The organism is Acetobacter sacchari (genome assembly GCF_017377715.1).
In the GTDB taxonomy this organism is placed as follows: domain Bacteria; phylum Pseudomonadota; class Alphaproteobacteria; order Acetobacterales; family Acetobacteraceae; genus Acetobacter; species Acetobacter sacchari.
The window spans coordinates 165,570-191,224 of the sequence record NZ_JAFVMF010000004.1 but is presented as its reverse complement, the minus strand read 5'-3'; the positions used below and the strand labels follow the sequence as shown (position 1 = coordinate 191,224).

At 61.9% G+C, this 25,655-nt stretch carries 19 protein-coding genes; 7 read left to right on the top strand and 12 right to left on the bottom strand.

The window, feature by feature from the left end:
* Window positions 1-9 precede the first annotated feature (9 nt).
* Window positions 10-861: an SDR family NAD(P)-dependent oxidoreductase gene (locus tag J2D73_RS05010; protein WP_207879962.1), complete on the top strand. Its 852-nt coding sequence runs from the start codon at window positions 10-12 to the stop codon at window positions 859-861.
* Between the two features lie 133 nt (window positions 862-994).
* Here J2D73_RS05010 and J2D73_RS20680 read toward each other — a convergent pair whose 3' ends face one another.
* From J2D73_RS20680 to J2D73_RS04970, 9 genes are all read right to left on the bottom strand, one after another.
* Entirely contained in the window at window positions 995-1,084 is a 90-nt protein-coding gene (locus J2D73_RS20680; protein WP_243429673.1) for a transposase domain-containing protein, read from the bottom strand.
* Between the two features lie 41 nt (window positions 1,085-1,125).
* Window positions 1,126-1,281 (bottom strand): IS66 family transposase, encoded by a 156-nt coding sequence (locus J2D73_RS20675; RefSeq protein WP_341535021.1) that lies wholly within the window; start codon window positions 1,279-1,281, stop codon window positions 1,126-1,128.
* A gap of 70 nt (window positions 1,282-1,351) precedes the next feature.
* The gene (locus J2D73_RS05000) at window positions 1,352-3,778 is read right to left on the bottom strand and encodes a glucose/quinate/shikimate family membrane-bound PQQ-dependent dehydrogenase (RefSeq protein WP_207879960.1); all 2,427 of its coding nucleotides are present in this window, start codon (window positions 3,776-3,778) and stop codon (window positions 1,352-1,354) included.
* An 87-nt stretch (window positions 3,779-3,865) separates the two neighbouring features.
* Window positions 3,866-4,987: an aldose epimerase family protein gene (locus tag J2D73_RS04995; RefSeq protein ID WP_243429671.1), complete on the bottom strand. Its 1,122-nt coding sequence runs from the start codon at window positions 4,985-4,987 to the stop codon at window positions 3,866-3,868.
* A gap of 95 nt (window positions 4,988-5,082) precedes the next feature.
* Window positions 5,083-6,666: a carbohydrate porin gene (locus J2D73_RS04990; protein ID WP_243429653.1), complete on the bottom strand. Its 1,584-nt coding sequence runs from the start codon at window positions 6,664-6,666 to the stop codon at window positions 5,083-5,085.
* Window positions 6,667-6,880: 214 nt separating this feature from the next.
* Window positions 6,881-7,525, bottom strand: a complete 645-nt coding sequence (gene eda, locus J2D73_RS04985) for a bifunctional 4-hydroxy-2-oxoglutarate aldolase/2-dehydro-3-deoxy-phosphogluconate aldolase (RefSeq protein ID WP_207879956.1) — start codon at window positions 7,523-7,525, stop codon at window positions 6,881-6,883.
* A 17-nt stretch (window positions 7,526-7,542) separates the two neighbouring features.
* Window positions 7,543-9,372: a phosphogluconate dehydratase gene (gene edd / locus J2D73_RS04980; RefSeq protein ID WP_243429652.1), complete on the bottom strand. Its 1,830-nt coding sequence runs from the start codon at window positions 9,370-9,372 to the stop codon at window positions 7,543-7,545.
* Window positions 9,373-9,397: 25 nt separating this feature from the next.
* Window positions 9,398-9,910 (bottom strand): gluconokinase, encoded by a 513-nt coding sequence (locus J2D73_RS04975; protein ID WP_243429651.1) that lies wholly within the window; start codon window positions 9,908-9,910, stop codon window positions 9,398-9,400.
* Entirely contained in the window at window positions 9,907-11,193 is a 1,287-nt protein-coding gene (locus J2D73_RS04970) for an MFS transporter (protein ID WP_207879954.1), read from the bottom strand. The genes J2D73_RS04975 and J2D73_RS04970 overlap by 4 nt, the downstream gene beginning before the upstream one ends.
* A 165-nt stretch (window positions 11,194-11,358) precedes the next feature.
* On the opposite strand from J2D73_RS04970, the gene gntR reads away from it, so the two are divergent.
* Complete coding sequence (gntR, locus tag J2D73_RS04965) at window positions 11,359-12,360, top strand: HTH-type transcriptional regulator GntR (protein ID WP_243429650.1); 1,002 nt, start codon at window positions 11,359-11,361, stop codon at window positions 12,358-12,360.
* 191 nt (window positions 12,361-12,551) lie between these two features.
* Here gntR and J2D73_RS04960 read toward each other — a convergent pair whose 3' ends face one another.
* Window positions 12,552-13,094: a hypothetical protein gene (locus tag J2D73_RS04960; protein ID WP_207879950.1), complete on the bottom strand. Its 543-nt coding sequence runs from the start codon at window positions 13,092-13,094 to the stop codon at window positions 12,552-12,554.
* 146 nt (window positions 13,095-13,240) lie between these two features.
* Between J2D73_RS04960 and J2D73_RS04955 the strand changes: the two genes are divergently transcribed.
* The 5 genes from J2D73_RS04955 (at window position 13,241) to gltB (ending at window position 22,762) form a co-directional block, all read left to right on the top strand.
* Window positions 13,241-13,909: a response regulator gene (locus J2D73_RS04955; RefSeq protein ID WP_207879948.1), complete on the top strand. Its 669-nt coding sequence runs from the start codon at window positions 13,241-13,243 to the stop codon at window positions 13,907-13,909.
* Window positions 13,909-15,315 (top strand): sensor histidine kinase, encoded by a 1,407-nt coding sequence (locus J2D73_RS04950; protein ID WP_243429670.1) that lies wholly within the window; start codon window positions 13,909-13,911, stop codon window positions 15,313-15,315. Before J2D73_RS04955 ends, J2D73_RS04950 begins: the two co-directional genes overlap by 1 nt.
* 269 nt (window positions 15,316-15,584) lie before the next feature.
* Window positions 15,585-16,550: a complex I NDUFA9 subunit family protein gene (locus J2D73_RS04945; protein WP_243429649.1), complete on the top strand. Its 966-nt coding sequence runs from the start codon at window positions 15,585-15,587 to the stop codon at window positions 16,548-16,550.
* Between the two features lie 215 nt (window positions 16,551-16,765).
* A complete protein-coding gene (locus tag J2D73_RS04940) occupies window positions 16,766-18,202 on the top strand; it encodes an NAD(P)-dependent oxidoreductase (RefSeq protein ID WP_207879944.1) in 1,437 nt (478 codons plus the stop codon).
* Between the two features lie 6 nt (window positions 18,203-18,208).
* Window positions 18,209-22,762, top strand: coding sequence for a glutamate synthase large subunit (gltB, locus tag J2D73_RS04935; protein WP_207879942.1), 4,554 nt, complete (start codon window positions 18,209-18,211; stop codon window positions 22,760-22,762).
* A gap of 98 nt (window positions 22,763-22,860) precedes the next feature.
* Here gltB and J2D73_RS04930 read toward each other — a convergent pair whose 3' ends face one another.
* Both J2D73_RS04930 and J2D73_RS04925 read right to left on the bottom strand, forming a co-directional pair.
* The gene (locus tag J2D73_RS04930; RefSeq protein WP_207879940.1) at window positions 22,861-24,000 is read right to left on the bottom strand and encodes an HNH endonuclease; all 1,140 of its coding nucleotides are present in this window, start codon (window positions 23,998-24,000) and stop codon (window positions 22,861-22,863) included.
* A 187-nt stretch (window positions 24,001-24,187) separates the two neighbouring features.
* The gene (locus J2D73_RS04925) at window positions 24,188-25,531 is read right to left on the bottom strand and encodes a metal-dependent hydrolase family protein (RefSeq protein ID WP_207879938.1); all 1,344 of its coding nucleotides are present in this window, start codon (window positions 25,529-25,531) and stop codon (window positions 24,188-24,190) included.
* Between the last annotated feature and the right edge of the window lie 124 nt (window positions 25,532-25,655).

The following is a 25,655-nucleotide window of genomic DNA, read 5'->3' as shown; positions in this document are numbered from 1 at the left end:
TTATCAACGGTGACGGACTTTTCCCCACTTCTCATTCCTGGCCGCGTAGCCGTAATCACTGGCGCGGCCGCAGGGATCGGCGCAGCGGCGGCGCGCCATTTTTCCAGACTCGGTATGCGACTTTGCCTGTTCGACCGCGATCGAGAAGCGCTAAGTGCATTATCAACCGAACTGAGTGTGGCCGGTCCGACTGAGATGGTTGTTGGCGATGTTACCTCGGATGGGGACCTTCGCAGGCTCAGCGACACGGCCTACAGCGTCTTTGGGGAAATAGCCATTTTGATGAACAATGCCGGCATCATTGCAGGCGCTGGCCCTTGGGACGATGTCCCTGCATGGCGGCATCAGCTAGAGGTCAATTTCTTCTCGATCCTTTCGGCTCAGACAATTTTTGTTCCGCGCATGATCACACAAAACAATCCTGCGGCGGTCATTAATTTAGGATCAAAGGAAGGCATCACAACACCACCCGGGAATGCGGCGTATTCGGTTGCCAAAGCTGGTGTGAAAGTATTGACGGAGCAACTCTCGCATGAGTTGCGCCAGATTGCAGGCGGCAGGGTGACCGCCCACCTCTTTGTTCCTGGTTACACATGGACGCCAATGAATGAAGCCCTAAAATCGAAGGGCACTGCGAAGCCCCATGAGGCATGGACGGCCGAAGAACTTATCGCTTACTTTGTCGCTCGCCTGCGAAAAGGCGATTTTTACATCATATGCCCGGATGGGGCGGTGACGCCAGAGATCGACCAGCGTCGCATGCGGTGGGCTCTCGATGATATTATCAAAAACAGACCGGCACTATCGCGATGGCACGACGATTGGAAAGACCAGTTCTCGACTTTTCTACTAACTCGATAGTGGATGCCATTTCAGACCAAGATTATCGCTGCTCAGAGTAGAATCGATGGAGTTATAAGCTATCGCGGGCACGCTGAATGACCGCCTTTATGTCTTCCCGTCCAGGAGCAGACCTTCCTTCTACCCCCCTAAATCAGCTGCTGGCGATTTGGGCCAATGGGAGCAACTCGCCGATCCGGGCTGCAGGGTTTCCGTCGATCATGCGTGTCAGTAAGTCGCGCAGCCATACAAACGGCTCGATACCATTAAGCTTGGCTGTTGCGGTCAGTGGCGCAACGATTGCCCACCGGCTGGCGCCGCCCTTGCCGCCGGAAAAAGGGCGTTCTTGCGACCGAGTGTCACAGGTCGAATGGCCCGTTCCGACGGATTGGCGTCGAGATTTATGTGCCCGGTAATGTCCTCAATGAGTAAGGACAGCACCGGACCGGACACAAGGCCCGAGAGCGGCGAAGCATGTTTGCTCCGCCTTAAATATCCTCGAATGAACTTGTTATTTCCCTTCGGGAAGAGACCACGCGATCAGGTAATCGCCCAGCTTGGTCGGAAACGAACCATGACCGCCCACATAGGAAACGACATACTGCTTGCCGTTCACGGCATACGTCATGGGCGTGGACTGCCCGCCAGCGGGAAGCGATTGCTGCCACAGCACCTTGCCCGTCGTCACGTCGTAGGCGCGGATGTAGTAGTCCATCGAACCCGTGAGAAACGCCACGTTGCCCGCGGTGACCAGCGGCCCGCCAAGCGCCGGCACGCCAATCTCCACCGGCGGGAGCGTGATCGGCAGCGAGCTTCCATACAGGCTGTTCTGTATGGTGCCGTTGCGGTGTTTCCAGACCACCCTGTTGGTGGTCAGGTCGATGCCGACCATATAGCCCCACGGCGGATTACGGCAGGGCATATTGAGGCCGACCTTCGCCAGCAACGGATTGACGAACGGGTTGAGTTCCACGGCGTATGGCGCGCCGTAATTATGCTGGATGCCACTCTCTCCTCCGGTTCCGCCCGCGTTGTTTTGAGACGGCCAGAGCGGATTGTTCGGCCCACGCGGCACGAGGCGCGAAACGAACGGCAGAGAGAGTGTGTCGGCGACGGCGATCTGGCGTTGCGGATCGACGGCGAGACCGCCCCATTCGAAGATCCCGAGATTGCCAGGAAAGACCAGCGTGCCCTGGGTCGAGGGAGGCGTGAAGGTGCCCTCGTAGCGCAACTGGTGGAAGGCGATCCGGCAGACCAATTGGTCGAACATGGTGCCGCCCCACATGTCAGCGCCTGTCAGGAGCGCTTTCGGGCGGAGCGAGAGGTCAGAGAAAGGCTGCGTCGGAGAGACATGATCGCCGGGGGCGGCGCCTTGCGGGACCGGCAGTTCATCAGCGGGGACGATCAGCTTTCCTGTGCGGCGGTCAAGAACGAAGACATTGCCCGTCTTGCCCGGTGCGTAGATCGCGGGAATGACGGTCCCGTCCTTCTGCTTGATATCGACCAGACTCGGCTGCGAGGGGACGTCCATGTCCCAAAGATCGTGATGAACGGTCTGGTAGAACCACGCGAGTTTGCCGGTATCGGCGTTGAGCGCGAGGATGCCGGAGGCGTAGCGTTCGGAATTCTGGTCACGGTTACCTCCCCATTCGTCGGGGGTCTGCACGCCGGTCGGGATGTAGATCAGGTTGAGCGCGGCGTCGTAGGACGAGGTGATCCAGGAGTTCGGTGAATTCGCCACGAACTTGTGGTCCGGACCCGGCATCTGGTTCGGATCGGGATTGCCGGTGTCGAAGACCCAGACGAGTTTGCCGGTGTAGAGGTCGTACGCTCGGGTAACGCCCGAAGGTTCATGCACCGAGCCGTTGTCCGTCACAGCGCCCGATTGGATAACGAGCCTGTCGGTGACGACGGGTGGGGACGTGCCCTCCCATCCGCCAGCCTGCGTGAAGGGCATACCCTCATCGCGCAGGTTGAGTTCGCCGTTGTCGCCGAAACTGGGGCAGCGCGAGCCGTCATCGGCATTGATGGCGAACAGGCGGCCGTCATTGGTCGGCAGGAAGATGCGGTGCGCGCACTCGTTCGGCGCGGGTTGCCCGTCAATCGTCAGCGCGCTCGCTGGCGTAGCGTGATAGGTCACGCCGCGACAGGTCAGATGCTGGAAACCGGGATTGACGGAGAGATGGGGGTCGAACACCCATTTCGTCTTGCCGGTCGTCGCGTCGACCGCGAACAGCTTCTGATGGGTGGAGCACAGATAGAGGGTTCCGTTCGCCATGACAGGCGTGCCCTCGTTCGTCGTCTCGCCGGGATCATTCGCCGTCTTGAGGTCGCCGGTCCGCAGGATCCAGGCGACTTTCAGCTTGCCCACGTTTGAGGCGTCAATCTGCTTCAAGGGCGAGAAGCGGTTGCCATACTGTGTGCGGCCCCAATCGTGCCACTCAGAATCAGGCATCGCAGCGGCGTCGCCCGGTGCGGCGTTGGCGACCTGAGTCGGCAGCTTGCCGTCAAGGGAGTAGGGGTCCTGAGTCAGCGAGAATGCGATCACCAGGACCGTCAGCACGAGACTGGCGCCAAGCGGGGCGACCGTTGCGCGGGTGGCTCCCAGCGGACGCCTGATGAACGGCAGGAGCAGCCATATGCCTATAATGCCGATCACGTCGCTGCGCGGGACGAGAGACCAGAAATCGAAGCCAGCTTCGGTGACGGCCCAGATCAGGCTGCCGAGCGTGATCGCCGCATAGACCCAGAGAGCCGCCGCCTTGCCGCGATAGAGGAGAAAAGCGGTCGCCAGCATCGCAATGCCGCAGATGAGATAATAGGGCGTGTCGCCGTACGTCGACAGCCATGCCCCACCAATGGTGAGAGCGACGCCGATCAACGCGACAAGGAGCGCCGTCAGCACAACCGGCTTCGGTACGCGAGGGAGCGTGTTCATGTCGTCTCCAGGACTGTCGGATTGGAAGAATGGGCGCGGCGCCGACGCGCTGTTACGTCAAGCCCGGCACGGCTTCGATCAATCATCTCACTGATTCGAAAACCGGTAGATCGTCGTGTAATCGAACGTCTGCCCCGGACGGAGCACCGTCGTCGGGAATGACGGATGGTTCGGGCTGTCGGGAAAATGCTCAGCCTCGAAGGCGATGGCGTCGGTCTGGCGATAGGCCTTGCCGGACAGACCGGCGTAGCCGCCGTCCAGCGAGTTCGACGTATAGACCTGCAGACCCGGCTGGCTCGTCAGGACGTCCATCGACCGCCCGGAGCGAGGGTCGTAAAGATGGGCTGCCTGCCGAGGGGCCTCGCCGGCCGGGCCGTCGATCACCCAGTTGTGGTCGTATCCGCGCGCATACATCATCTGGGCGAAAGAATCGCGCAGGCGGTCGCCGATCACGCGGGGCTTCGTGAAGTCGAGCGGCGTACCGGCGACGGGCGCGATCTCGCCCGTCGGGATCGACGTCGGATCGGTGGGCGTATAGCGGTTGGCGTCGATCTTTAATATTTCCGGAGCAATCGACCCGGAGCCCTCGCCATTGAGGTTCCAGTAGCTGTGGTTCGTCAGGTTGAGGACCGTCGGAGCGTCGGTCGTCGCCGTGTAATGGAGCGTCAGGGCGTTGGTGTCATCAAGGCTGTATGTGACCTTCGTCGTCAGCTTTCCAGGAAAGCCCTGATCGCCGTCCGGCGAGACGAGCTCCAGCGTGACGGACGCCGTCTTGCCGTCCACCCGGCGCCCGGCGAGCGTCCAGAGTTTCTTGTCGAAGCCCTGTTTGCCTCCATGCAGCGCATTGGGCGGCGCCGTCACGGCGATATGGTAGCTCTTGCCATCGAGCGTGAAGTCGCCGCCCGCGAGGCGGTTGGCGTAACGGCCGATCATGGCGCCGAAGAACAGCCCTCCCTTTGCGGAGTCGACCGTATATCCCTCAAGCTTGCCGAAGCCGAGCACGATGTCGCCGAGATGCCCTTCGTGGTCCGGGGTCACGACCGACTGGATGACGCCGCCATAGGTGATGACCCGTACCGTCACATCCTTGTCGTTCTTCAAGGTCACGATCTGGACCTGACTCCCATCGGACAGTTGCCCCCAGGGCGCCACGGACACCGTAGGCGCTGCGGTCGCGACGCCGTATGCGGACGAGAAAATTGTCCCCATCACGGCGAGGCGTCTGATGTGGCGACGAGCGGAAAGATGAACCGACATCGGGATGAATCCTTGCAGTTTGAATACAACAGAATGGATAGCGAGGCTCAGAACGTCGTCCCCATTTCCATGTCGAGCAGCAGGGCGTTGCGGTAGCGGTTCGTGCCACCCGGATGCCAGATATATTGGACGCCCGGACGCAGGGTGAGCCAGGGCGCCGGGCGATAGCCGTAGTTGATCTCACCGGCATGCTCGCCGCTGGGCTTGAGAATGTCAGTGTAACCCTGCCGCTGAAGATCGGCGGCGTAAATCCCAAGCTTGGGATTTACGAAATTGAATTTTCCGCCAATGCTGATGGTGTCGTTCGGGCGGTTCCAGAACGTGCCTTTCCGGACAATGCCCCAGGTGATGTAATAGGGCGCGATCGCCGTTCTGGGATCGCCCCACGTAAAGGACAGAAACGCGATCGTCGAGCGGTTCGGATCTGCGCGGTCACGCTGCAGCATCTGGTCGCCCTCGAACCATCCGCCGAACCGGCCGCGGACCTTCTCGATCGGCAGGTTGCCTACGTTTACCCCGGCGATCTGGAATCCTCTGAACTGGCCGTAGACGTTATTGACTTCAGAGGTGTCCCAATAGCCGCCGACCTTGATATTCGTCGGCAACGCGCCGTGCGTGTCTGTGCCGCCGAAATGCCAGCCGATCTGGAACGGCAGAAAGGCGCCCGTCGATCCGTGGAGCCCCATCTTCCAGGCATAGCCTGTATTCGAGATCGTCGGATCGACGTTGTAGATGCCGGCGGAGACCAGCATGCGCTGATCTCCAAAAGGAAAGACCTTGATATACGCGCCGGGGTGCGCGGTCGGGTAATAGCCATAACCGGAATTGCTGGCGATCGCCTGCGGCATGCCGCAGATCGCATTTGTCTGGAACTGGCAATACAGATTCATGCCCCAATGGGTCGTGGACTGAGCGAAGTCGTTTTCCGTATTGATCCACCCGATCTCGGCGTCGACATATCGTCCGAACTGTCTTTCGAACGAGAGCCGCGTGAAACGGATCGTCTCTCCCGATCCGAAAATCTCCTGCGGACTGTTCAGAGCCGGCAGTTGCTGCCCGATGCCTTGCCCGGCGCGCTCAGTCATGAGGATATGGAAGATTCCGATATTATGGCCCGTGAGCTGGGCGAAATTCACATCAGCCCCAACGGCTACTTCATGCGCGTACCGTACGGTGCGCCCGCGGCCGCCGACCGGGTTTCCGGCGCTGTCCTCGAGATAATGACCGAAGATGTTGATACCTTCGTTCTGGAGCCGCACGCGCTCGCCACCCCAGTCGCCGGTCATGGTCGTTTGCTTCAGCCAGTCCTGGAACGACGCCGGAAAGAAAGGTTTGTCGGGGACCGGCGTCACGGCATGGCGGGTCGTACCCAGGGAAGACGGGGCGCGGTTATAGGGATTGCCGAAAAGGGTGGGTGGATCGTCCGCTGAAATGGCCAACGCGGACGATGACTGGTTGGGTGTCGCGTCCTCTGTCACGGCCTCATGAGGCCCGCTGTCATCGTGCTGGGTGGGGGATGGTCCTGAGCCCTGCGCGTGAGCCGACGCGCTGACTGCAACGCAATATCCGATCAGCGCCGCCGCGCTTGTTCTCTTCGTGTTACGCCACTGCCTGAATGCACAACTCGTCATTCACAACCTTACTAATGTTCATTATGAGCATCATGTTAACGCTAACAAGAGATCCTGCAAAGGTGATCGGCGGATCGGACACGAATAAGTGATTTTGAAGTGGACTCGTTAAAATCATTTTATATGAAATGGTTGTTGTAAATATTGGCTCAAAAAACAAAGCCGCGCTCACCGAATATCGGTAGCGCGGCTTGCATGAAACGAAACTCGTCACTCAGCCAGTTATTGCTGCGGCCTGTTCGGCGGCGCGGGTAACGGCGTCCCAGTCCTGCGCCGCGATCACGCTACGCTTCACCATCCAGGAGCCCCCGACGCAGATGACGTTGGGCAGTTTCAGGTAACTCGGCGCGATGTCCGGCGTGATGCCGCCGGTAGGGCAGAAGGTCAGTTGCGGCAAAGGGGAGGCGATGGAAGCAAGGAATGGCGCCCCGCCCGCCGCCTCGGCAGGGAAGAACTTCGCGAAGCGATAGTCGCGCTCGATCAGCGCCATCGCCTCGGAGGCTGTCGCAACGCCCGGCAGCGGGGCGAGGCCGGAGTCCTCCGCCGCGTCCAGCAGTCTGGGCGTGGCGCCGGGCGAGACGGCGAATCTGGCCCCCGCCTGGGCGGCCTGCCTGTATTGACCGGGCGTCAGCACGGTGCCCACGCCGGGCACAGCCCCTTCCACCTCCGCCGCCACGGCGCGGATCGCGTCCAGCCCCGCGGGGGTGCGCAAGGTGATCTCGATGGCCTTCAGCCCGCCCTTCACCAGGGCGCGAGCCAGCGGCACGGCCTCCGCTACGCTCTCTACGATCACCACGGGGACCACCGGGGCGAGGCGCAGGATGTGCTCCAGACCGTCCTGAATATGACCCTGACTCATGTTAACTCCTCCCCGGCTCATGCCGGTTCTTCATGAAATGCAAAGATGCTGGCGCCGTGATCGGCGCGGCCGACCAGATGACGGAACGGGGAGAACAGTTCCCGCCCGGTACCGTAATGACCAGAGGTGAGATCCGCGACGCTTTCGGTCCGGGCGTCCCATTCGGCTTGCGGCGTCAGGACGTCGAGGCTGCCCTCGACGGCGTCGACGCGGACGATATCACCGTCCCTCAGCTTCGCCAGCGGTCCTCCTTCGAGCGCCTCGGGCGTAACATGGATAGCGGAGAGCACCTTGCCCGACGCGCCGGACAGGCGGCCGTCCGTGACCAGCGCTACCTTGAATCCCATGTCCTGCAAGACACCCAGCGGCGGCATCAGCTTATGCAATTCCGGCATGCCATTGGCTTTCGGCCCCTGGAAGCGGACGACCAACACCATGTCTCCGTGCAACTCGCCCGCCTTGAAGGCCGCCTGCACGGCCTCTTGGGAAGCAAACACACGGCACGGAGCCTCGATGACGTGACGCTCCGGTGCGACGGCGGAGGTCTTCACCACGCCGTGACCGAGGTTACCCTTCAGCAGCGCCAGACCGCCGGTCGGCTGAAAGGGCCTGGAGGCCGGGCGCAGCACCGTCTCCTCGCCGCTCGCCGCCGGCGCGTCGCGCCAGGCGAGCGCACCGTCATCGAGAAAGGGTTCTTTCACGTAGGCGTCCAGACCTCGGCCCATCACGGTCTCCACGTCCGCATGCAGCAGCCCGGCGTCGCGTAGCTCGCGGATGAGGAAGGGCGTGCCGCCAGCAGCCTGAAAATGGTTCACGTCCGCCTGCCCGTTGGGATAGATGCGACAGAGCAGCGGTGTGATCGCGGCGAGATCCGCCAGATCCTGCCAGGTCAGGATGATTCCAGCCGCCGCCGCCATGGGCAGCAGATGGATGGTGTGGTTGGTCGAGCCTCCGGTGGCATGCAGCGCCACGATGGCGTTGACGAAACTGCGCTCGTCGAGCATCCGCCCGACAGGCGCATATTCATCGCCAAGCGCCGTCAGGGAAAGGACGCGCTGTGTGGCAAAACGGGTGAGCGCCTCGCGCAGGGGCGTGTCGGGTTGGACGAAGGCCGCGCCTGGCACGTGCAGGCCCATGACTTCCACCAGCATCTGGTTGGTGTTGGCGGTGCCGTAGAACGTGCAGGTGCCTGGGGCGTGATAGGCTTCGCCTTCGGCCTTCAGCAGGTCGGCGCGGGTGGCCTTGCCTTCGGCGTAGAGCTGGCGGATGCGTGCTTTCTCTGGGTTTGACAGGCCGGACGGCATGGGACCGGCGGGGATCAACACCGACGGCAGATGTCCGAAGGCGAGCATCCCGATGACCAGCCCCGGTACGATCTTGTCGCAGATGCCGAGGAAGCAGGCGGCGTCGAACGTATTGTGGGAGAGGGCGACGCCGGTGGCCAACGCAATCACGTCACGGGAAAACAGGGACAGCTCCATTCCGGGCCCGCCCTGCGTGACCCCGTCGCACATCGCCGGCACGCCGCCCGCCACCATCGCCACTCCACCCGCCGCGCGCGCGGTTTCGCGGATCAGTTCCGGATAGCTCTCGTAAGGGCGATGGGCGGAGAGCATGTCGTTGTAGGCCGTAACGATGGCGAGGCTCGCCCCCGGCCCGTCGCGGAGTCTTTCCTTGTCCGACGTGCCGCACCCCGCGAAGGCGTGCGCCTGATTGGCGCAACCCAGGGCCTGACGCACGGGCCCGCTGCTCGCGGCGTCGGAGACGCGCCTCAGATAAGCCTCGCGCGAAGGGCGGCTTCGCTCGATGATCCGGGCGGTGACCTCGTTCAGGACGGTATGTATCATCTCATGGACTCCCCTGGCCGGCCCGTCAGGCCGCCAGATGCAATGTGCCGAGCACTTCGGTCACCAGCTCGCCAGCCGGCGCTCCCGTGTCGATCGTGATGACGGGCTCGTCCGGGTCGGGCTCTTCGAGCGTGGCGAATTGGCTTTCCAGCAGGCTCACGGGCATGTAGTGACCCTGTCTGGCGGCGAGACGCTCCGCGATCAGCGGGGACTTGCCGCGCAGGTAGATGAAGCGCACATCGTCCGCCCCGCTGACGATGGTCTCGCGGTAGCGTCGGCGCAGAGCTGAGCAGGCGATGATGCCGGTCTTGTCCGCAGCCCGCCAATCCTGGATCGTGCGGGCCACTTTCTGGAGCCAGGGCGCGCGATCCGTATCGTCCAGCGGGACGCCAAGACGCATCTTCTCGACATTTGCGGCAGGGTGGAGGGCGTCGCCCTCGATGAATTCCCAGCCCAATCGTCCGGCCAGAAGTGCCGCGACCGTGGATTTTCCACAGCCTGAGACTCCCATGACGACGATGAAGCGCACCGCGCTCATGCGGGCGACGGGATCGGTTCGATCCGCCCCAGGACGACCACATAGGAGAAGATACCGAACAGGAGCATCACGCCAGCGACGAGGAACGCAGCCTCGAAATGATGGGTGGCGCCGACGATCAGCCCAGTGACGATCGGCGCGATGACGCCCATCATATTGTTGAGGAAGTTCATGATTCCTCCAATGGTGGCGGTGCCGCCCTTTGGCGCGATGAGCGAGGGGATGGACCAGCCGATGGGGGCCGAAGCCGCGAGACCGGACAGGGCGATCGATATCCAAAAGATCGCCCAGCGGGGATCGGTGGTTTGTGTGGCGTTGAACACGGAGAGGCCGAACAGCATCCCGACAACCAGCACGGTCTTGCGGACTTTGGTCTCGTCATGCCCGGCCGCGATCAGGCGGTCGACCAGCAGGCCGCCGAACACGATGTCCGACACTGTGGCGCAGGCCCACGGAATTGCGGCGTAACCGGCGGATTCAAGGATGCTCATGTGCATCGCCTGCACCAGATAACCCGGCAGCCACGTGAGGAAGAGGTAGAAGGTGTAGCCATAGGCTGCGAAGCCGAGGCTCAGGCCCCAGACTTTCCGCTGGCGGAGCAGGTAAACCAGCATGGAGCCCGCGCTGCTCGCAGATTCGCCCTCCGGGGTGGCGCCACCGTCGAGGATATACGCGTGCTCTTCGCGCGAGAGGTTCTTGTCCGCTGACGGATCTCGATAGATGCAGTAATATGCTACGAAATAAGAGAAGCTCAGCGCGGCGGTGACGCCGAAACCCCAACGCCAACCGAAATTCACCACTACGAATGCGCCAAGGGGCACGCCGATGACATTGGCGAATTTCGCCGCTGCGTCGAAGAGCGAGGTCGCGACAGAGCGCTCCTGACGTGGGAACCAGTAGCCCGTGGCCTTCGCGTTGGCGGGGAAGCAGGGCGCTTCGGCCGCGCCTAACAGCAGGCGGGCCATGAAGATGCCGCCGAACCCGCTGGCGAACGCCACCGCCGCAGAGGCAATGGACCACAGGAACGCGCCCCAGCGCCCGACCGATGTGACCCCGAACCGGTCGAGGATCATGCCGGCCGGGATCGTCAGCAGCGCGTAGGACCAGAAGAAAGCGCTGAAAAGCAGTCCGATATCAGTGGGCGTGAGGTGGAACTCCGCCATGAGCTGCGGCGCCGCGACCGAGAGATTGATGCGATCGATATAATTGACAAGCACGCCCCCACCGAGCAGCCCGCCGATAATCCAGCGGCGCCGTGGGACCTGCGCGGAAAGGCTGGCCATACTTCCCCCGATACGTTGTTTATGGAGCTTCTCTTGATTGTTGCTTATGAAGCTGCTGTTCGTACCTTGATTATTGATTTTGAGCTTATTGTTAACGCTAACATATTTTGTCTGTAAAGCGGAAACTGAAGGGACACCTGATCGATGGCCGGCCGGAAACCACGCATGCCCGTCAAGGGCCGCGTGACGATCGAAGACGTGGCGGCGGCGGCCGGCACCAGCATGATCAGTGTCTCCCGCGCGTTTCGAGGGTCCGCCCGGTTGAGTCCTGATCTGCGGGCGCGGATCGAGAAGGCAGCGGCGGCTCTGGGCTACGTGCCGGACCGCGCGGCCAGCGCGCTGGCCTCCGCACGGTCCATGAATGTCGCGGTGCTGGTCCCATCCATTACCAATATGGTGTTTGTGGAAATGTTGGCCGGCATCGACGCGGTGCTGTCGGAGGAGCGCTATCAAATCATCATGGCGACGACCAACTACGCTCCAGCGGAAGAGGAACGGCAATTGCGTGGATTGCTGGCGTTCCGGCCGGATGGCGTGCTGCTGACCGGCATCGACCATCTGCCGGGAACGTTGAATCTGCTGAAGACCCCTGCGTTGCCGGTCGTGCAAATGATGGAGCTGAGTGGTGAGGCGGGCAGCTATTCCGTGGGCTTTTCGCAGGACGAAGGTGGCGCCGCCATCGCGCGGCACTTTGCGGGACGCGGCTATGGGCGAACCGGTTTTGTGGCGGCGCAACTGGACCCGCGGACCCTGGCGCGCGGGGCCGGATTCCGGCGCGCGCTTAAGGAAGTCGGGTTGGACGCCCCCTACGAACTGCTGGTGCCGGATCGGTCTTCGGTAGCCCTTGGCGCCGCGCTTCTGGACCGCGTTCTGGCGGAGCGCCCGGATATTGAAGCGGTGTTCTTCTGCAATGACGACCTGGCGCAAGGCGCGCTGTTTCATTGTCAGAGGCGGGGCATCGCGGTGCCGCAGCAGCTTGCGATCGCGGGGTTCAACGATCTTCCGGCTTCAGCCTGGACGGTGCCAGCTCTGAGCACCGTCGCCACGCCACGCTACGAGATCGGAAGGAAATCAGCCGAGATGCTGCTGGACCTGATGTGCGGCCGGACACCCGAGGCCGCCCGGCTCGATCTGGGGTTCACGCTACATGTGAGGGAAAGTACCTAGAGGGTGTTGCGGTGCTTTTTTATTATGATTTTTGCAGTATAAGTATAATAAATATTTAAATAAAATCGTGTCTTTGCTGATGTAAGTGAGGAGGGGTGATCGCTGGTTATTCCGCATCTTCCGCTAATGAAGGAAGACGCGGAACAACGGACGCCGTCACGTTAACTGACGACACGCCCTCGCGCGCCTCTTCACTGGTGCGGCGTCTGCCCCACGTCCTGCGTGGACGGCGCAATCGGCTGCGCATGATCCGCGCCGGGTGGAGGCGGCGGGGGCTTCGGCCCATCGGGCGGCGGCGATCCGTCCCGGCCGTCCGGCGGCCCGTGGCGGTGATGATGCGGCGGTGGCGGCGGCTCGACCTCGACCACATCGCCGTTTTCGGCGACCACGAACCTGGCGTGCAGAACGCCATGGCCGAATCGCCCTTGGGCCGTGAGGGTGCGACCGACCGTCAGCAAACCGTCCCTGTCCGGGCCATGGCCGAGTTCAACCAGAATGCGCCCCGTGCCGTCGTCAAGAATGGCGTCATGGCCGAAAACTTCCGCCACGCGAGCCTTGACTGTGACGGGGCCGCGCGATTGCGGCAGCCTGTTTATTGCGACCGGGGCGATGGGCGCCGTCTCGATCACGGGGCGACGAAATGACGCCACGCCGTTTCCGATGATCCCTCCGACCAGAAGCAGGCCAATGGCGGAGGCCGCGGTCCGGTAGCGTCGTGATTTTTCGACCGACATGGTCAAACTCCAAGGTTGTCGTTGAACGGAGGTTTATCAGCGCGCTCCTGACGCACGCTGAACCGTGCCGTTCAGGTCTGGTTCAGATTGCGCGGCGTAGGAGCGCAGTGGCGCTGCTATGAGGGCGCTGGCGTTCGGAGGTCGTAATGCGTGTTCTGTTGCTGGAAGATGACGAAGCTCTGTCTGACCGCATCGCCCGGGCGCTTCGCGCAGAAAATTTTGCCGTCGACGTGGCGGCGGACGGGGAAGACGGCGCGCATCTGGGCGAGACCGAAACGTATGACGTTGCGGTTCTCGACATCGGGTTGCCGACGCTCGACGGAGTCAGTGTGCTGCAGCAGTGGCGCGCTGCGCAGCGCCGCATGCCGGTGCTGATTTTGACGGCGCGGGACGGATGGTCTGACAAGGTGCGCGGGTTCAAGGCGGGCGCCGACGACTATCTCGTGAAGCCTTTTCGGATCGAGGAGCTGGTTATGCGTTTGCGCGCGCTGGTGCGTCGCGCAGCCGGGCATTCGACCAGCGTTCTCTCATGCGGCTCTCTGAGTTTCGATGCGCAGACCGGACATTTCGAAAAAGATGGCATGCCCGTGCGTCTGACCGCGCTGGAATGGCGCGTGCTGTCCTGCCTTATGCTGCGTATGGAGGCGGTCGTGGAGCGTCTCGATCTTCTGGAGCGGGTTTACGAAGGGGACGCTGAGGTCGACTCCAATTCGCTCGAGGTGATTATTGGCAGGTTGCGACGTAAAATCGGCGCGGAGATGATCGAAACCCTGCGCGGACGCGGATACCGACTGACTGCGGGCGGACCCGCGTGATGCAGGTTCTGCCGCGTTCGCTGACCGGTCGTCTGCTGGTCACGACCTGTGTGACGCTGCTTGTCGGTTTCGGTCTGTCCTCGATCATCATAGGCCATGAGCTGGGCTGGCTCGTTCTGCACGACATGGACGAGCGTCTGGACGCGCAGATCGAGATTCTGGCGTCGGCCGTCGATGCAAACGGAACGCTCGATCCGGGCTTTCGCGTGGACGCGCCGCCCTTCAATCGCCCCGGATCGGGGTGGGCGTGGGAGGTGATCGGCGACGCGGGAGCCGCGCGTTCGGCGTCACTGAATGGGGCGGACCTGCCGATGCCCCCGCCTCCGCCGCCTCCACCGAACCAGCACCCGCCGCGTATGCCTCATTTCCGACGAGACGGAGTAATGGTGCGCGGCGAACTCGTTTTCCCCCGCCCGATGGATGTGCGGGGGCGGGACGGTCGACTACTTCATTACCGTGTGGCGTCGGTCCCAACGTCGCTCGGTCGTTCCGTTATTATCGTGGCCGGACCACGAGAGATCGTCGAACGGCCGTTACGCAGGGCGATGACGCCGTTGCTCGTATGTCTTGGGGGGATGGCGTTTTGTCTTCTCGTCGCCCTGTTTGCGCAATTGCGCGTCGGGCTCGGCCCGCTGGTGCGTCTGCAGGCGATGGTTGCGGAGGTGCGTGCGGGCAAGCTGAGGCAGATACACGTGTCCGAGCCGACGGAGCTGTTGCCGCTCGTCGATGAACTGAATGAGCTGATTCAGGCGAATGAGCAGGCTGTGGCGCGTGCCCGCACGCATGTCGCCAATCTGGCGCATGGCCTGAAGACGCCGCTCGCCGCGCTGAAACTCGATCTCGCGGAGTCCGCGTGCGACGCCGACGGGCGGCTGGCCGCACTTGTTGAGCGGATGGAAAGCCAGATCCGGCGACATCTCGGCCGCGCGCGAGCGACGTCGGCCGGGACCGCCGCGCACCCGGTGGAGATCGTGGTGCCTCATATCGAGGATCTCGTCTCGGCTCTGAGGCGTCTTCATGCCGAGCGTAGCCTTGATATCGAACAGAGTATTCCTGATGACCTGTTGGTGCGTTGCGACGGGCAGGATCTCGATGAGATGCTCGGCAACCTGCTCGACAACGCCTGGCGACATGCACGCTCAAGAGTCCGGATTTCCGCTCCTCGCGGTGGGCGTCTGGCGCAGATCCTGATCGAAGACGACGGCGACGGACTGGGTGAGGCGGAGATGCTGCAAGCAATGCAGGAAGGCAGGCGTCTGGACGAGACTGAGGCCGGATATGGCTTTGGTCTGTCGATCAGTCGAGAGCTGTGTGAGCTTCATGGAGGCTCACTGGAGCTTCGGCGCTCCGGGCTTGGCGGTCTTGCCGCGGTCATCACGTTGCCGCGTGGAGGTGGTATGGAGTGACGGTCGATCCGTCGGTTACAGGTCTGTTTGCGTCGTTACGTCTGTGCGGGCGTTGTCCCATATGGAACGTTTCCCCTCATCGTGACGTGGGGGCGCCTCGTCGTCCCGTGTCATTGCGCGGCAGGTTCGAAGATGGCTGACGGTCTGAAAGTCGCCTGCCGTAACGCCTTCTGGCGGAAATTTCTTGTTCGCCCCTGATTTTCATAGCCTCTTTTCAGTCGCCGCAGGGCGCTGCGCGTTCGTGTCGCAAGTGCTTTGTCGGGGGATGAATGATGGAGCTTGGTCAGCGTATCGCAACCGTATTCGGCGGTTCCGGATTTCTTGGCGCCTATGTGGTCCGGAAACTCGCACAGGACGGGTTTGTCGTGCGCATCGCTTGCCGTCGCACGGATCTGGCCGAGCGACTGCGGTCACTTGGCGACGTTGGGCAGATCGCTCCGTTCTATGCGCCGGTACAGGACGAGAGCGCCGTCGCGACGGCGCTGCGTGGCGCGTCGACTGTCATTAATCTGGCGGCAGTGCTTGGGGGCAGGGCGCTGGAAGCCGTCAATGTCGTCGGCGCGGGGCGTGTGGCCCGGCTGGCCTTCGCAGAAGGGGTGGCGTCCTTCATTCATATGTCGGCGCTCGGCGCGTCGGTCTCCAGCCCGTCCGCCTACGGGCGTAGTCGCGGGGCGGGCGAGGCGGAGGTCCAGCAGCATTTTCCCGATGCGACGATTTTGCGCGCCTCCGTGCTGTTCGGGCCGGAAGACGGGTTCTTCAACCTTATGGGAGCGCTTGCTCGGTATGTGCCGCTGGCGTTGCCCGTTTATAGCGCGCGGACACGGTTGCAGCCCGTCTACGTGGCTGACGTCGCTGAAGCGATCAGGCGCGCTATCGCTGCTTTGGGCGACGTAGGGGCGGGGGTGCCGAGGCCGCTCAGCCGCTCCGGAGCGGCGCGTGTTTATGAGTTGGGCGGCCCGGAGGTCCTTTCGATGATCGAAATCGGGCGAAAAGTGCTCGAAATGACCGGTCGGAGGAAGGTAGTCTTCGCAGTGTCTGACGGAATCGCTGAGCTTCAGGCGGCCGTGCTGGAGCGGTTGCCCGGACAGATGCTGACGCGTGATCAACTCAGGATGTTGTCAGTCGATAATGTCGTAACGGGCGTTGAGCCCGGACTGGAGGCGTTTGGAATTACTCCGACGCCGCTTGGTCTTGTGGCGCCGCAATACATGGCGCGTTTTAGAGATGCTTCATAAAAAATATACAAAACAATCGCTTGTAATTAATTTGGTCCGATTTGAGGCCTTTTGTTCCCCGCGCGGCATGCGGTCGCCGATGGCGCTGCTGTTGTTTTTGCTTAAAAGGTCAGCGTTGCTGCCTTTTGTCTGTCTGGAACTTGAGTTAAGTCCAGCGTCCCGCTTCAGACATGTCATGCGCCGGATTCAATCCGGCGATAAAGGAATTGAGCACCATGTCCGCTCCAATGCTTTCGTTCGTCTCGGTACCACAGGCGCAGCCGGACAAGCGTACGGCGGACGCGCGGCTCAAGGATTTTGACGAGATTTACGTCGATTTCGCCCGTTCCGAAGCGGAGCGGCAGGCGAGCCGTTGCTCGCAATGCGGCGTGCCGTTCTGTTCGGTCCATTGCCCGCTGGGGAACAATATTCCCGACTGGTTGATGCTGACCGCCGAGGGACGCCTTGAGGAAGCCTACGCGGTGTCGTCGGCGACCAACACCTTTCCCGAGATTTGCGGCCGCATCTGCCCGCAGGACAGGTTGTGCGAAGGCAACTGCGTAATCGAGAAAGGCTTCGAAAGTGTCACGATCGGCGCGGTCGAACGCTTCGTCACCGACACGGCGTTCGAGCAGGGATGGGTGAAACCGGCGCTTCCGGTGCGCGAACTCGGCACGTCCGTAGGCGTCGTCGGCGCAGGCCCTGCGGGCCTCGCCGCCGCCGAGCGGCTGCGTGCAGCAGGGCATACGGTGCATGTGTATGATCGCCATGACCGCGTCGGTGGTCTGCTGATTTACGGCATTCCCGGCTTCAAGCTGGAAAAACATATCGTCGCGCGTCGACAGAAGCTCCTTGAAGAGCAGGGCGTGGTCTTCCATCTCAATCAGGCGATTGGCGCCGGTTCGGGCGAGGTGTCGCTCGGCCAGTTGCGGGAGCGTCATGACGCGGTCCTGATCGCGACCGGCGTCTACAAGTCTCGCGACATCGGCGGGCCGGGTTCGGGCCTCGCGGGCATCGTGCCGGCGCTCGATTACCTTACGGCCTCCAACCGTCGTTCTCTGGGCGACGCGCTGCCGGAAGGCGAGCTGGATGCGGCCGGTAAGGACGTCGTCGTCATCGGCGGTGGCGATACAGCCATGGATTGCGTCCGCACGGCTGTTCGTCAGGGCGCGCGTTCGGTCAAATGCCTCTATCGCCGCGACCGGGCGAACATGCCCGGTTCGGTCCGCGAGGTGAAGAACGCGGAGGAAGAGGGCGTCGAGTTCGTGTGGCTCGCGGCGCCGGAGGCCTTCCTTGGCGACCATACGGTGACCGGCGTGCGCGCGCAGCGCATGCGCTTAGGCCTGCCGGACGGAACCGGGCGCCAGTCGATCGAAGCGGAGCCGGACGGCCTGTTCACGGTCAAGGCCGACATGGTCATCAAGGCGTTGGGCTTCGACCCGGAACCTCTGCCTGAGCAATGGGACGCAGAGGACCTCGAAGTTTCGCGCTGGGGCACGCTCAAGGTCGACCGGGAACGCTTCGAGACCAGTCTGCCGGGCGTGTTCGCAGCGGGTGACATCGTGCGCGGCGCCAGCCTTGTGGTCTGGGCCATTCGCGATGGTCGCGACGCGGCGACCCAAATTCACAAATGGATCAAAGAGCGGGCGTCGGCCCCTCTGGCGGCGGAGTAAGACGACATGGACCAGAATTCCGGTTTCGGTTCCGCCCTTGAGAGCGGGGATACCTTTGTAGAAGCGTGGCGGCGGAATGCGGAGACGCTCCAGAGCGGCCTGTATGACCCGACGGACGAGCGCGATTCCTGCGGCGTCGGTCTGGTTGCGGCGCTGGACGGCAAGGCGCGTCGCGACGTCGTTCAGGCTGGTATCGAGGCGCTGAAGGCCATCTGGCATCGCGGCGCCGTCGACGCTGACGGAAAAACCGGTGACGGCGCCGGAATCCATGTGGAAATCCCACAGGATTTCTTTGCTGCGGCCATCAAGGCGAATGGCGAGACGCTGGCTCCCGGCACGCGCATCGCGGTTGGTCAGGTGTTCCTGCCCAAGACCGACCTGACGGCGCAGGAGCGCTGCCGCCAGATCATCGAAACCGAGATTCTTGATTTCGGCTACGCCATCTATGGCTGGCGGCAGGTGCCGATCGACACCGCGTGCATTGGCGAAAAAGCCAACGCCACGCGTCCCGAGATCGAGCAGATCATGATCCGCAATCTGCCGGGCCATGATGAGGCGCGTTTCGAACGCGATCTGTATGTAATCCGGCGCCGGATCGAGAAGGCGGCGATTGCGAACCAGGTCGATCTCTACATGTGTTCGCTGTCGTGCCGTTCTCTGATCTACAAGGGCATGTTCCTTGCCGAGCACATCACGGACTTCTACCCGGATCTGCTGGACGAACGTTTCGTCAGCCGCTTCGTGATCTATCACCAGCGGTATTCGACCAACACGTTCCCGACCTGGAAGCTCGCGCAGCCGTTCCGCCGGATCGCCCATAACGGCGAAATCAACACGATTTCCGGCAACATCAACTGGATGCGCAGCCACGAAACACGGCTGGCCGATCCGGAACTCGATCCCTTCATGTCCGACATCAAGCCGGTCGTGCAGGTGGGCGGGTCCGACACGGCCACGCTGGACAACGTGTTCGAACTGCTGACCCACGCCGGGCGCGACGCGCCCGCGGCGAAGACGCTGCTGGTGCCCGCGAGCGTCGGCGCGCATTCGTCGATGAAGGCCGAGCATCGCGACATGTTTTCGTACTGCAACGCCGTCATGGAGCCGTGGGACGGTCCGGCGGCGCTGTGCGCCACGGATGGACGCTGGGTTATCGCGGGGCTTGATCGCTCAGGCCTGCGCCCGCTGCGCTACACGCTGACCGCAGCCGGTCTGCTGATCGTCGGTTCCGAAACCGGCATGGTGAAGGTTCCGGCCGCCGAGATCGTCAGTCGGGGTCGTCTTGGCCCGGGAGAGACGATCGGCGTCGATCTGGACGAGGCGAAGCTCTACGGTAACGAGGAGCTTCTTGATCTTCTTTCGTCACGTCAGAATTTTTCCAAGTGGGTTGGTAAGATCCAGAAGATCGGCTCCATCGTTCGTAACGACGTGACCGAACCGGTCATGTTCGGCGTCGAGGAACTGCGCCGCCGCCAGCTTTCCGTCGGCACGACGCTCGAAGAGCTGGAGGTGATCCTGCAACCGATGGTCGAGACCGCAGCGGAAGCCGTGGGCTCGATGGGCGACGACACGCCGCTTGCGGTTCTGTCGGAGCGGTATCGCGGCCTGTCGCATTATTTCCGTCAGGGCTTCAGCCAGGTCACCAATCCGCCCATCGACTCCCTGCGTGAATCGCGGGTGATGAGCCTCGTCACGCGTCTGGGCAATCTCGGCAACATTCTCGCGCAGAGCGAGGAGCAGTGCGATCTGCTGCAACTGCCCAGCCCGGTTCTGACCAATGGCGAGTTCGAGGCGCTCCGTAATTTCTGCGGCGCGGACGGCGGTTCGATCGACACGACATTCCCTGTCGCGGACGGCGAGAACGGCCTGCGCGAAGCCATCGCGCGCATCCGCAGCGAAGCCGAGGATCGCGTCCGCGAAGGGTGCAGCCACGTCTTCCTGACGGATGAGGCGCAGTCGTCCGAACGCGCGGCCATTCCGGCGATTCTCGCGACGGCGGCGGTGCATACGCATCTCGTCCGCCATTCGCTCCGCACGTTCACGTCGCTGAACGTGCGTGCCGCCGATGTGCTGGACGTGCACGCCATCGCCGTAACCATCGGCGTCGGCGCGACGACCGTGAATCCGTATCTGGCGCAGGAAAGCATCGCGGATCGTCTGCGGCGCGGCCTGTTCGGCGACATGTCGTTGCGCGAAGCCGTCGAGCGTTATCGCAAGGCGGTGGACAAGGGTCTGCTCAAGATCATGTCCAAGATGGGCATTTCGATCACGGCGGCCTATCGCGGCGGTTGCAACTTTGAGGCCGTGGGGCTGTCCCGCGCCCTGACAGCCGAGTTCTTCCCCGGCATGCCCTCGCGCATTTCCGGCATCGGCCTGCCGGGCATCGCGCGCAACGTGCTTACCTTCCATGAGGAAGCGTGGGGCATGGGCGACAGTGTTCTGTCGGTCGGCGGTCTCTACAAAATGCGCCGCAGCGGAGAGGTCCACGCTTTTGACGGCGGTCTGATTCATATGCTGCAAACCGCTGTCGCTAGCGACAGCTTTACGATCTACAAGCGTTACGCCGACGCCGTGCATCGTCAGAAGCCGGTTGCGTTGCGCGATCTTCTGGATTTCCGTCCGGGTCGTCAGGCCATCCCGGTCGAGGAGGTCGAGAGCATCACGCAGTTGCGCAAGCGCCTGATCGCGCCTGCGATTTCTCTGGGCGCGCTCAGCCCGGAAGCGCACGAGACGTTGTCGATCGCGATGAACCGCATCGGCGCGAAGTCGGACTCTGGCGAGGGCGGCGAAGATCCTGCACGCGCCAAGCCGCGTCCGAACGGCGACAACGCATCCTCGGCGATCAAGCAGGTCGCGTCAGGACGTTTCGGCGTTACGGCCCAGTATCTGAACGACTGCCGCGAGATCGAGATCAAGGTCGCACAGGGCGCCAAGCCGGGCGAGGGCGGGCAGCTTCCGGGCTTCAAGGTCACGGAGCTGATCGCGAAGCTGCGTCACGCGACGCCGGGCGTGACCCTGATCTCCCCGCCGCCGCATCATGATATCTACTCGATCGAAGATCTGGCGCAGCTCATTTACGATCTCAAGCAGATCAATCCCGAAGCGCGCGTGACGGTGAAGCTGGTCGCACGTTCGGGCATCGGCACGATCGCGGCGGGCGTCGCCAAGGCGAAAGCCGACGCGATCCTGATCTCCGGCCATTCGGGCGGCACGGGCGCGAGTCCGCAAAGCTCGGTCAAATATGTCGGACTTCCCTGGGAGCTGGGGCTCGCGGAAGCGCATCAGGTGCTGATGCTGAACCGCCTGCGCCACCGCGTGACGCTGCGGACGGACGGCGGCATCAAGACCGGCCGTGACGTCGTCATCGCCGCCATGCTGGGCGCGGAAGAGTTCGGCATCGGCACGGCGAGCCTTGTCGCGATGGGTTGCATCATGGTGCGCCAGTGTCACTCGAACACCTGTCCGGTGGGCGTGTGTTCGCAGGACCCGGCGATGCGCGCGAAATTCGAGGGCACGCCCGAGAAGGTCATCAACCTGTTCTCGTTCATTGCAGAAGACGTCAGGAACATTCTGGCGTCGCTGGGTTTCCGCACGCTGAACGAGATCGTCGGGCGCACCGACCTTCTGCATCAGGTGTCGCGCGGCGCGGATTATCTCGACGACCTCGACCTGAACCCGCTTCTGGTTCAGGCCGATCCGGGGCCGGAGGCGCGCTATTGCACGCTCGAAGGCCGCAACGAGGTGCCAGACACGCTCGATGCGCAGATGATCGCGGACGCGAAACCGCTGTTCGAGCACGGGGAGAAGATGCAACTGCACTACAACGTGCAGAACACGTTGCGCGCTATCGGCACGCGCATCTCCTCGCTGATCGTGCGGCAGTACGGCATGAGCACGCTGGCGCCGGGTCATCTGACCGTGCGTCTGCGCGGTTCGGCCGGACAGTCGCTGGGCGCGTTCGCGGTGCAGGGCCTGAAGCTGGAAGTTCTTGGCGACGCCAATGACTATGTCGGCAAGGGCCTGTCCGGCGCCACGATCGTTGTTCGTCCGCCTGCGTCGTCCGCGCTGGCGTCCAACACCAACGCCATCATCGGCAATACCGTCCTGTATGGCGCGACCGCGGGTGCGCTGTATGCGGCAGGTCTGGCGGGCGAGCGGTTCGCCGTTCGTAACTCCGGCGCCGTTGCGGTGGTGGAAGGCTGCGGGTCGAACGCCTGCGAATACATGACGGGCGGAACGGTCGTCATCCTTGGTGAAACCGGCGACAATTTCGGCGCGGGCTTCACCGGCGGCATGGCGTTCGTCTACGACGCAGACGATAGCTTCGAGCAGAAAATCAACCCGGACAATGTGTTCTGGCAGCGCGTGTCCGATCCGAAGTGGGAAAAGACGCTGCGCGATCTGGTCGAGACCCACGCGCGGGAGACGCATTCGAGCTACGCCGAGATGCTTCTGCATAAGTGGCGGCATACTCTGCCGAAATTCTGGCAGATTGTGCCGAAGGATTACGCCCGGGTCATCGGTTTCCCGATCCCGGAACGTGAGGCGATTTCGGCTTGATTAACTGAGGGCGGGCTGGTGACGGTCCGCCCCCGAAGTTTAAAATATTTGATAATTTATATTAATATATGAATAATATTGAGATATGGTCGACATTATCAGGAACGATTGCCTTTCTTGATCTCGCTTGGTGCGACGATCAACTCGCGGTGCGTCACACGATGGCAATTCGCGCATAGACACTGCAAATCCTCAAGTAGCGTCATGTGATCTTCTTGCATGTCTTTCACCTGAACTTTAGCATGGTGCACTTCTATGCAGGCAGAGGCGACCTCTTTTCCGTAGCAATCGGTGGGATTCAACGAGCATCGTTCACAGAATAGGAAGCCATGTTTCGCAATGAAAGCAGTTTTTTTTCTATAAGAAAGGCTCGGGTCTCGTTCCTTGCGCATGTGCATGACAAGCTTCACGGTCCCCTCTCGCGACCCAGAGAGGTCGCCTGTAGAAGATAAAAGTGTCTCTGCTTGAGTAATTTCCTCAGGGGTAAGGTTGGGCTCATTTTTTGGAACGATAGAGTATCCGGCATCTTTGATTGCCTGAAAGCTGGGTTGGCTCCACCCAGCAGTGAAATGCTCTGGAAATGCCTCAATCCCGAGCGCCTCTTCTAAAGCCAAGCCGAAAACTTTCGTTGGGGCAAGCCGAGTTCCGTCGCCTAGAAGAATGTCATAGTCCTGTGAGTCTCTGAAATTGTGAGCATCTGTTCCAGAACATAATTTCTTGATTGCACGGTCAATATGTAATGTGGTGACTTTGGCTTGTTGGTGAACAGTCAATCTATTAATATTTGACCTAATTCTCCAGTTCGTGAGTTGGAGCAGTGAATAGATACTCGCATGCGATCTGTCATGCGTTTCGATTCGTAGTGCTTTCGTCGAGTTGCCGCCTGATGCTTCCGGCACTCGTCCCCAGTTTTTGGCTCTAGACCTAACCAACGTTACGATTTGGTCGTCAGTAAGCCCTGTCAGCTCGTTGGTCTCAGCGAGAATTCGTTCTTTAGCAGTTTTTTTTCGCGCAGGCTGACTATCAAGTAAAATGCGAGCAATGATCGGTCGATTGGGGGCTTCGTCCATGCGCAAACGTTTGATTATGATTTTTAGCGCCTTTTCGTAGTCTGTATTGCGAGGAGGCCGTCCCCCTGTTGCGCCGCCTCGGCTGTGTAATAAAATACTAGTGTCGTCCAATTCGATCTTTGCATCGTAAACATCGGCTGAATCGTCGTCTAGAATGCAGTAAAGCACGATATGTAGACTCCGTCAGAAAGCTCATTGTCTTGATTATTAGATCGTGAGCAAGGGACGAGTGATCAGGCCACAATCCACGTTGGCTTTAGAGGGGCCTAAGTCTTGAGGCGGGAGGGCAGGAGCGAAGATCAAAACAAGCTGCATTTAGCTCGCCCCAGTCGTCGCTGTTCTTACTCAGTGCCACTCAGTAAGCCTCCGGCAACGTCGGACGGCCATCGTTCCGGTAAACATCCCCGCCCTTCATCACGAAATCCACATGGTCGAGAAGCTGAGGCTCCCGCAACGGGTCGCCCTTGACGGCGACGATGTCGGCATACCGTCCCTCGGCTACTGAGCCCATCTTGTCGGACACGCCCAGCAACTCTGCTGCGCCGCCAGTCGCCGAGACGATAGCCTGTGAAGGCGTCAACCCGTTGGCGACCAGAAGCCCGAACTCCATGGCGTGATCGCCTTCGCCGAGGTCGGTGCTGTAGGCGACCTTGACGCCGATTTTTGCGGCAATAGCGAAGTTCTTCTTCGGCCTGGCGTCGTTGGCGAGTTCCTTTTCCGCGCTTCCCGGAGGCAGCAGTTCGGGATGATGAAGCGCTGCATTGTAGAAAATTTCATACACGCTCAGGGTCGGCGACAGCCATACGCCCTTGTTCTTCATCAGTTGCAGCGTATCCGGCGCGGCGAAAGACCCGTGTTCCACGGAATCCACCCCTGCTTCGACGGCGGCGCGGATCGCCTTGTCGGCATAGATATGCGCGGCGACTTTCAGGCCGAGGCTGTGGGCCGTCTCGATAATCGACGTCATTTCCTCGTTCGTCATCAATTGCAGGTTGGGATCGTCCCCCGACGATCCGATGCCGCCTGACGGCATGATCTTGATGACGTCCGCTCCACGCCGCTTGTGCTCGCGAACGCGGAAGCGGCCTTCGTCCGGGGAATCCACGATGCCCAGAGCCCACGCCGGATCATTGATCTGCGGGTCGAGGCTGTTGCGTTCGTCGCCGTGGCCGCCGGTCGGACTCAACGGCTCCAGCGCCACCAGAAGGCGTGGACCGGGGACCCATCCGGCGTTGATGGCGTCGCGCAGGGCGACGGTCTCCGGGCCGCCGCCGAGGTCGCGTCCGCCGGTGAAGCCCTGTTGCAGCATCGCCTGCATGTAGTGCGCGCCCTCGAAGCCTCGATCGAGCGGCGTATGGGTCACTTCGTCTTCCGTCGCGTTGGCGCGACCGGGCAGTTTTTCGCTGACATGGATATGGCAGTCGATGAAGCCCGGCATCACCGTTTCGTCCGACAGGTCGATGACGCGCAGGCCTTTGGGCGCGGAGAAGCCGGGTGTTACGGACTTGATCCGGTCGTCATGCACGATGATCGTCACCGTATGGCGGGGGAGGCCGCCGTGCCCGTCCAGAAGCGCGCCCGCATGAATGGCGTAGTCGCCAGCAAGGGCCGGTGCGCTGGATAGGGCGAAGGTCGTGGCGCAGAGAGCGGCGTGGAGCCATGAACGGCGTGTGTGTGAGGGGCGGGGAAGGTGCGGCATAGCGGGCGGGGGCCTCAGGCAGTAGGCGACAGGTGTCGCGATATTTTCTCGCGCGATCGGTATTCTTTGATCGTTGCTTGTCCGTGATAGACTGTTTTGCACGGCGACGACAGCGGGGGACGTG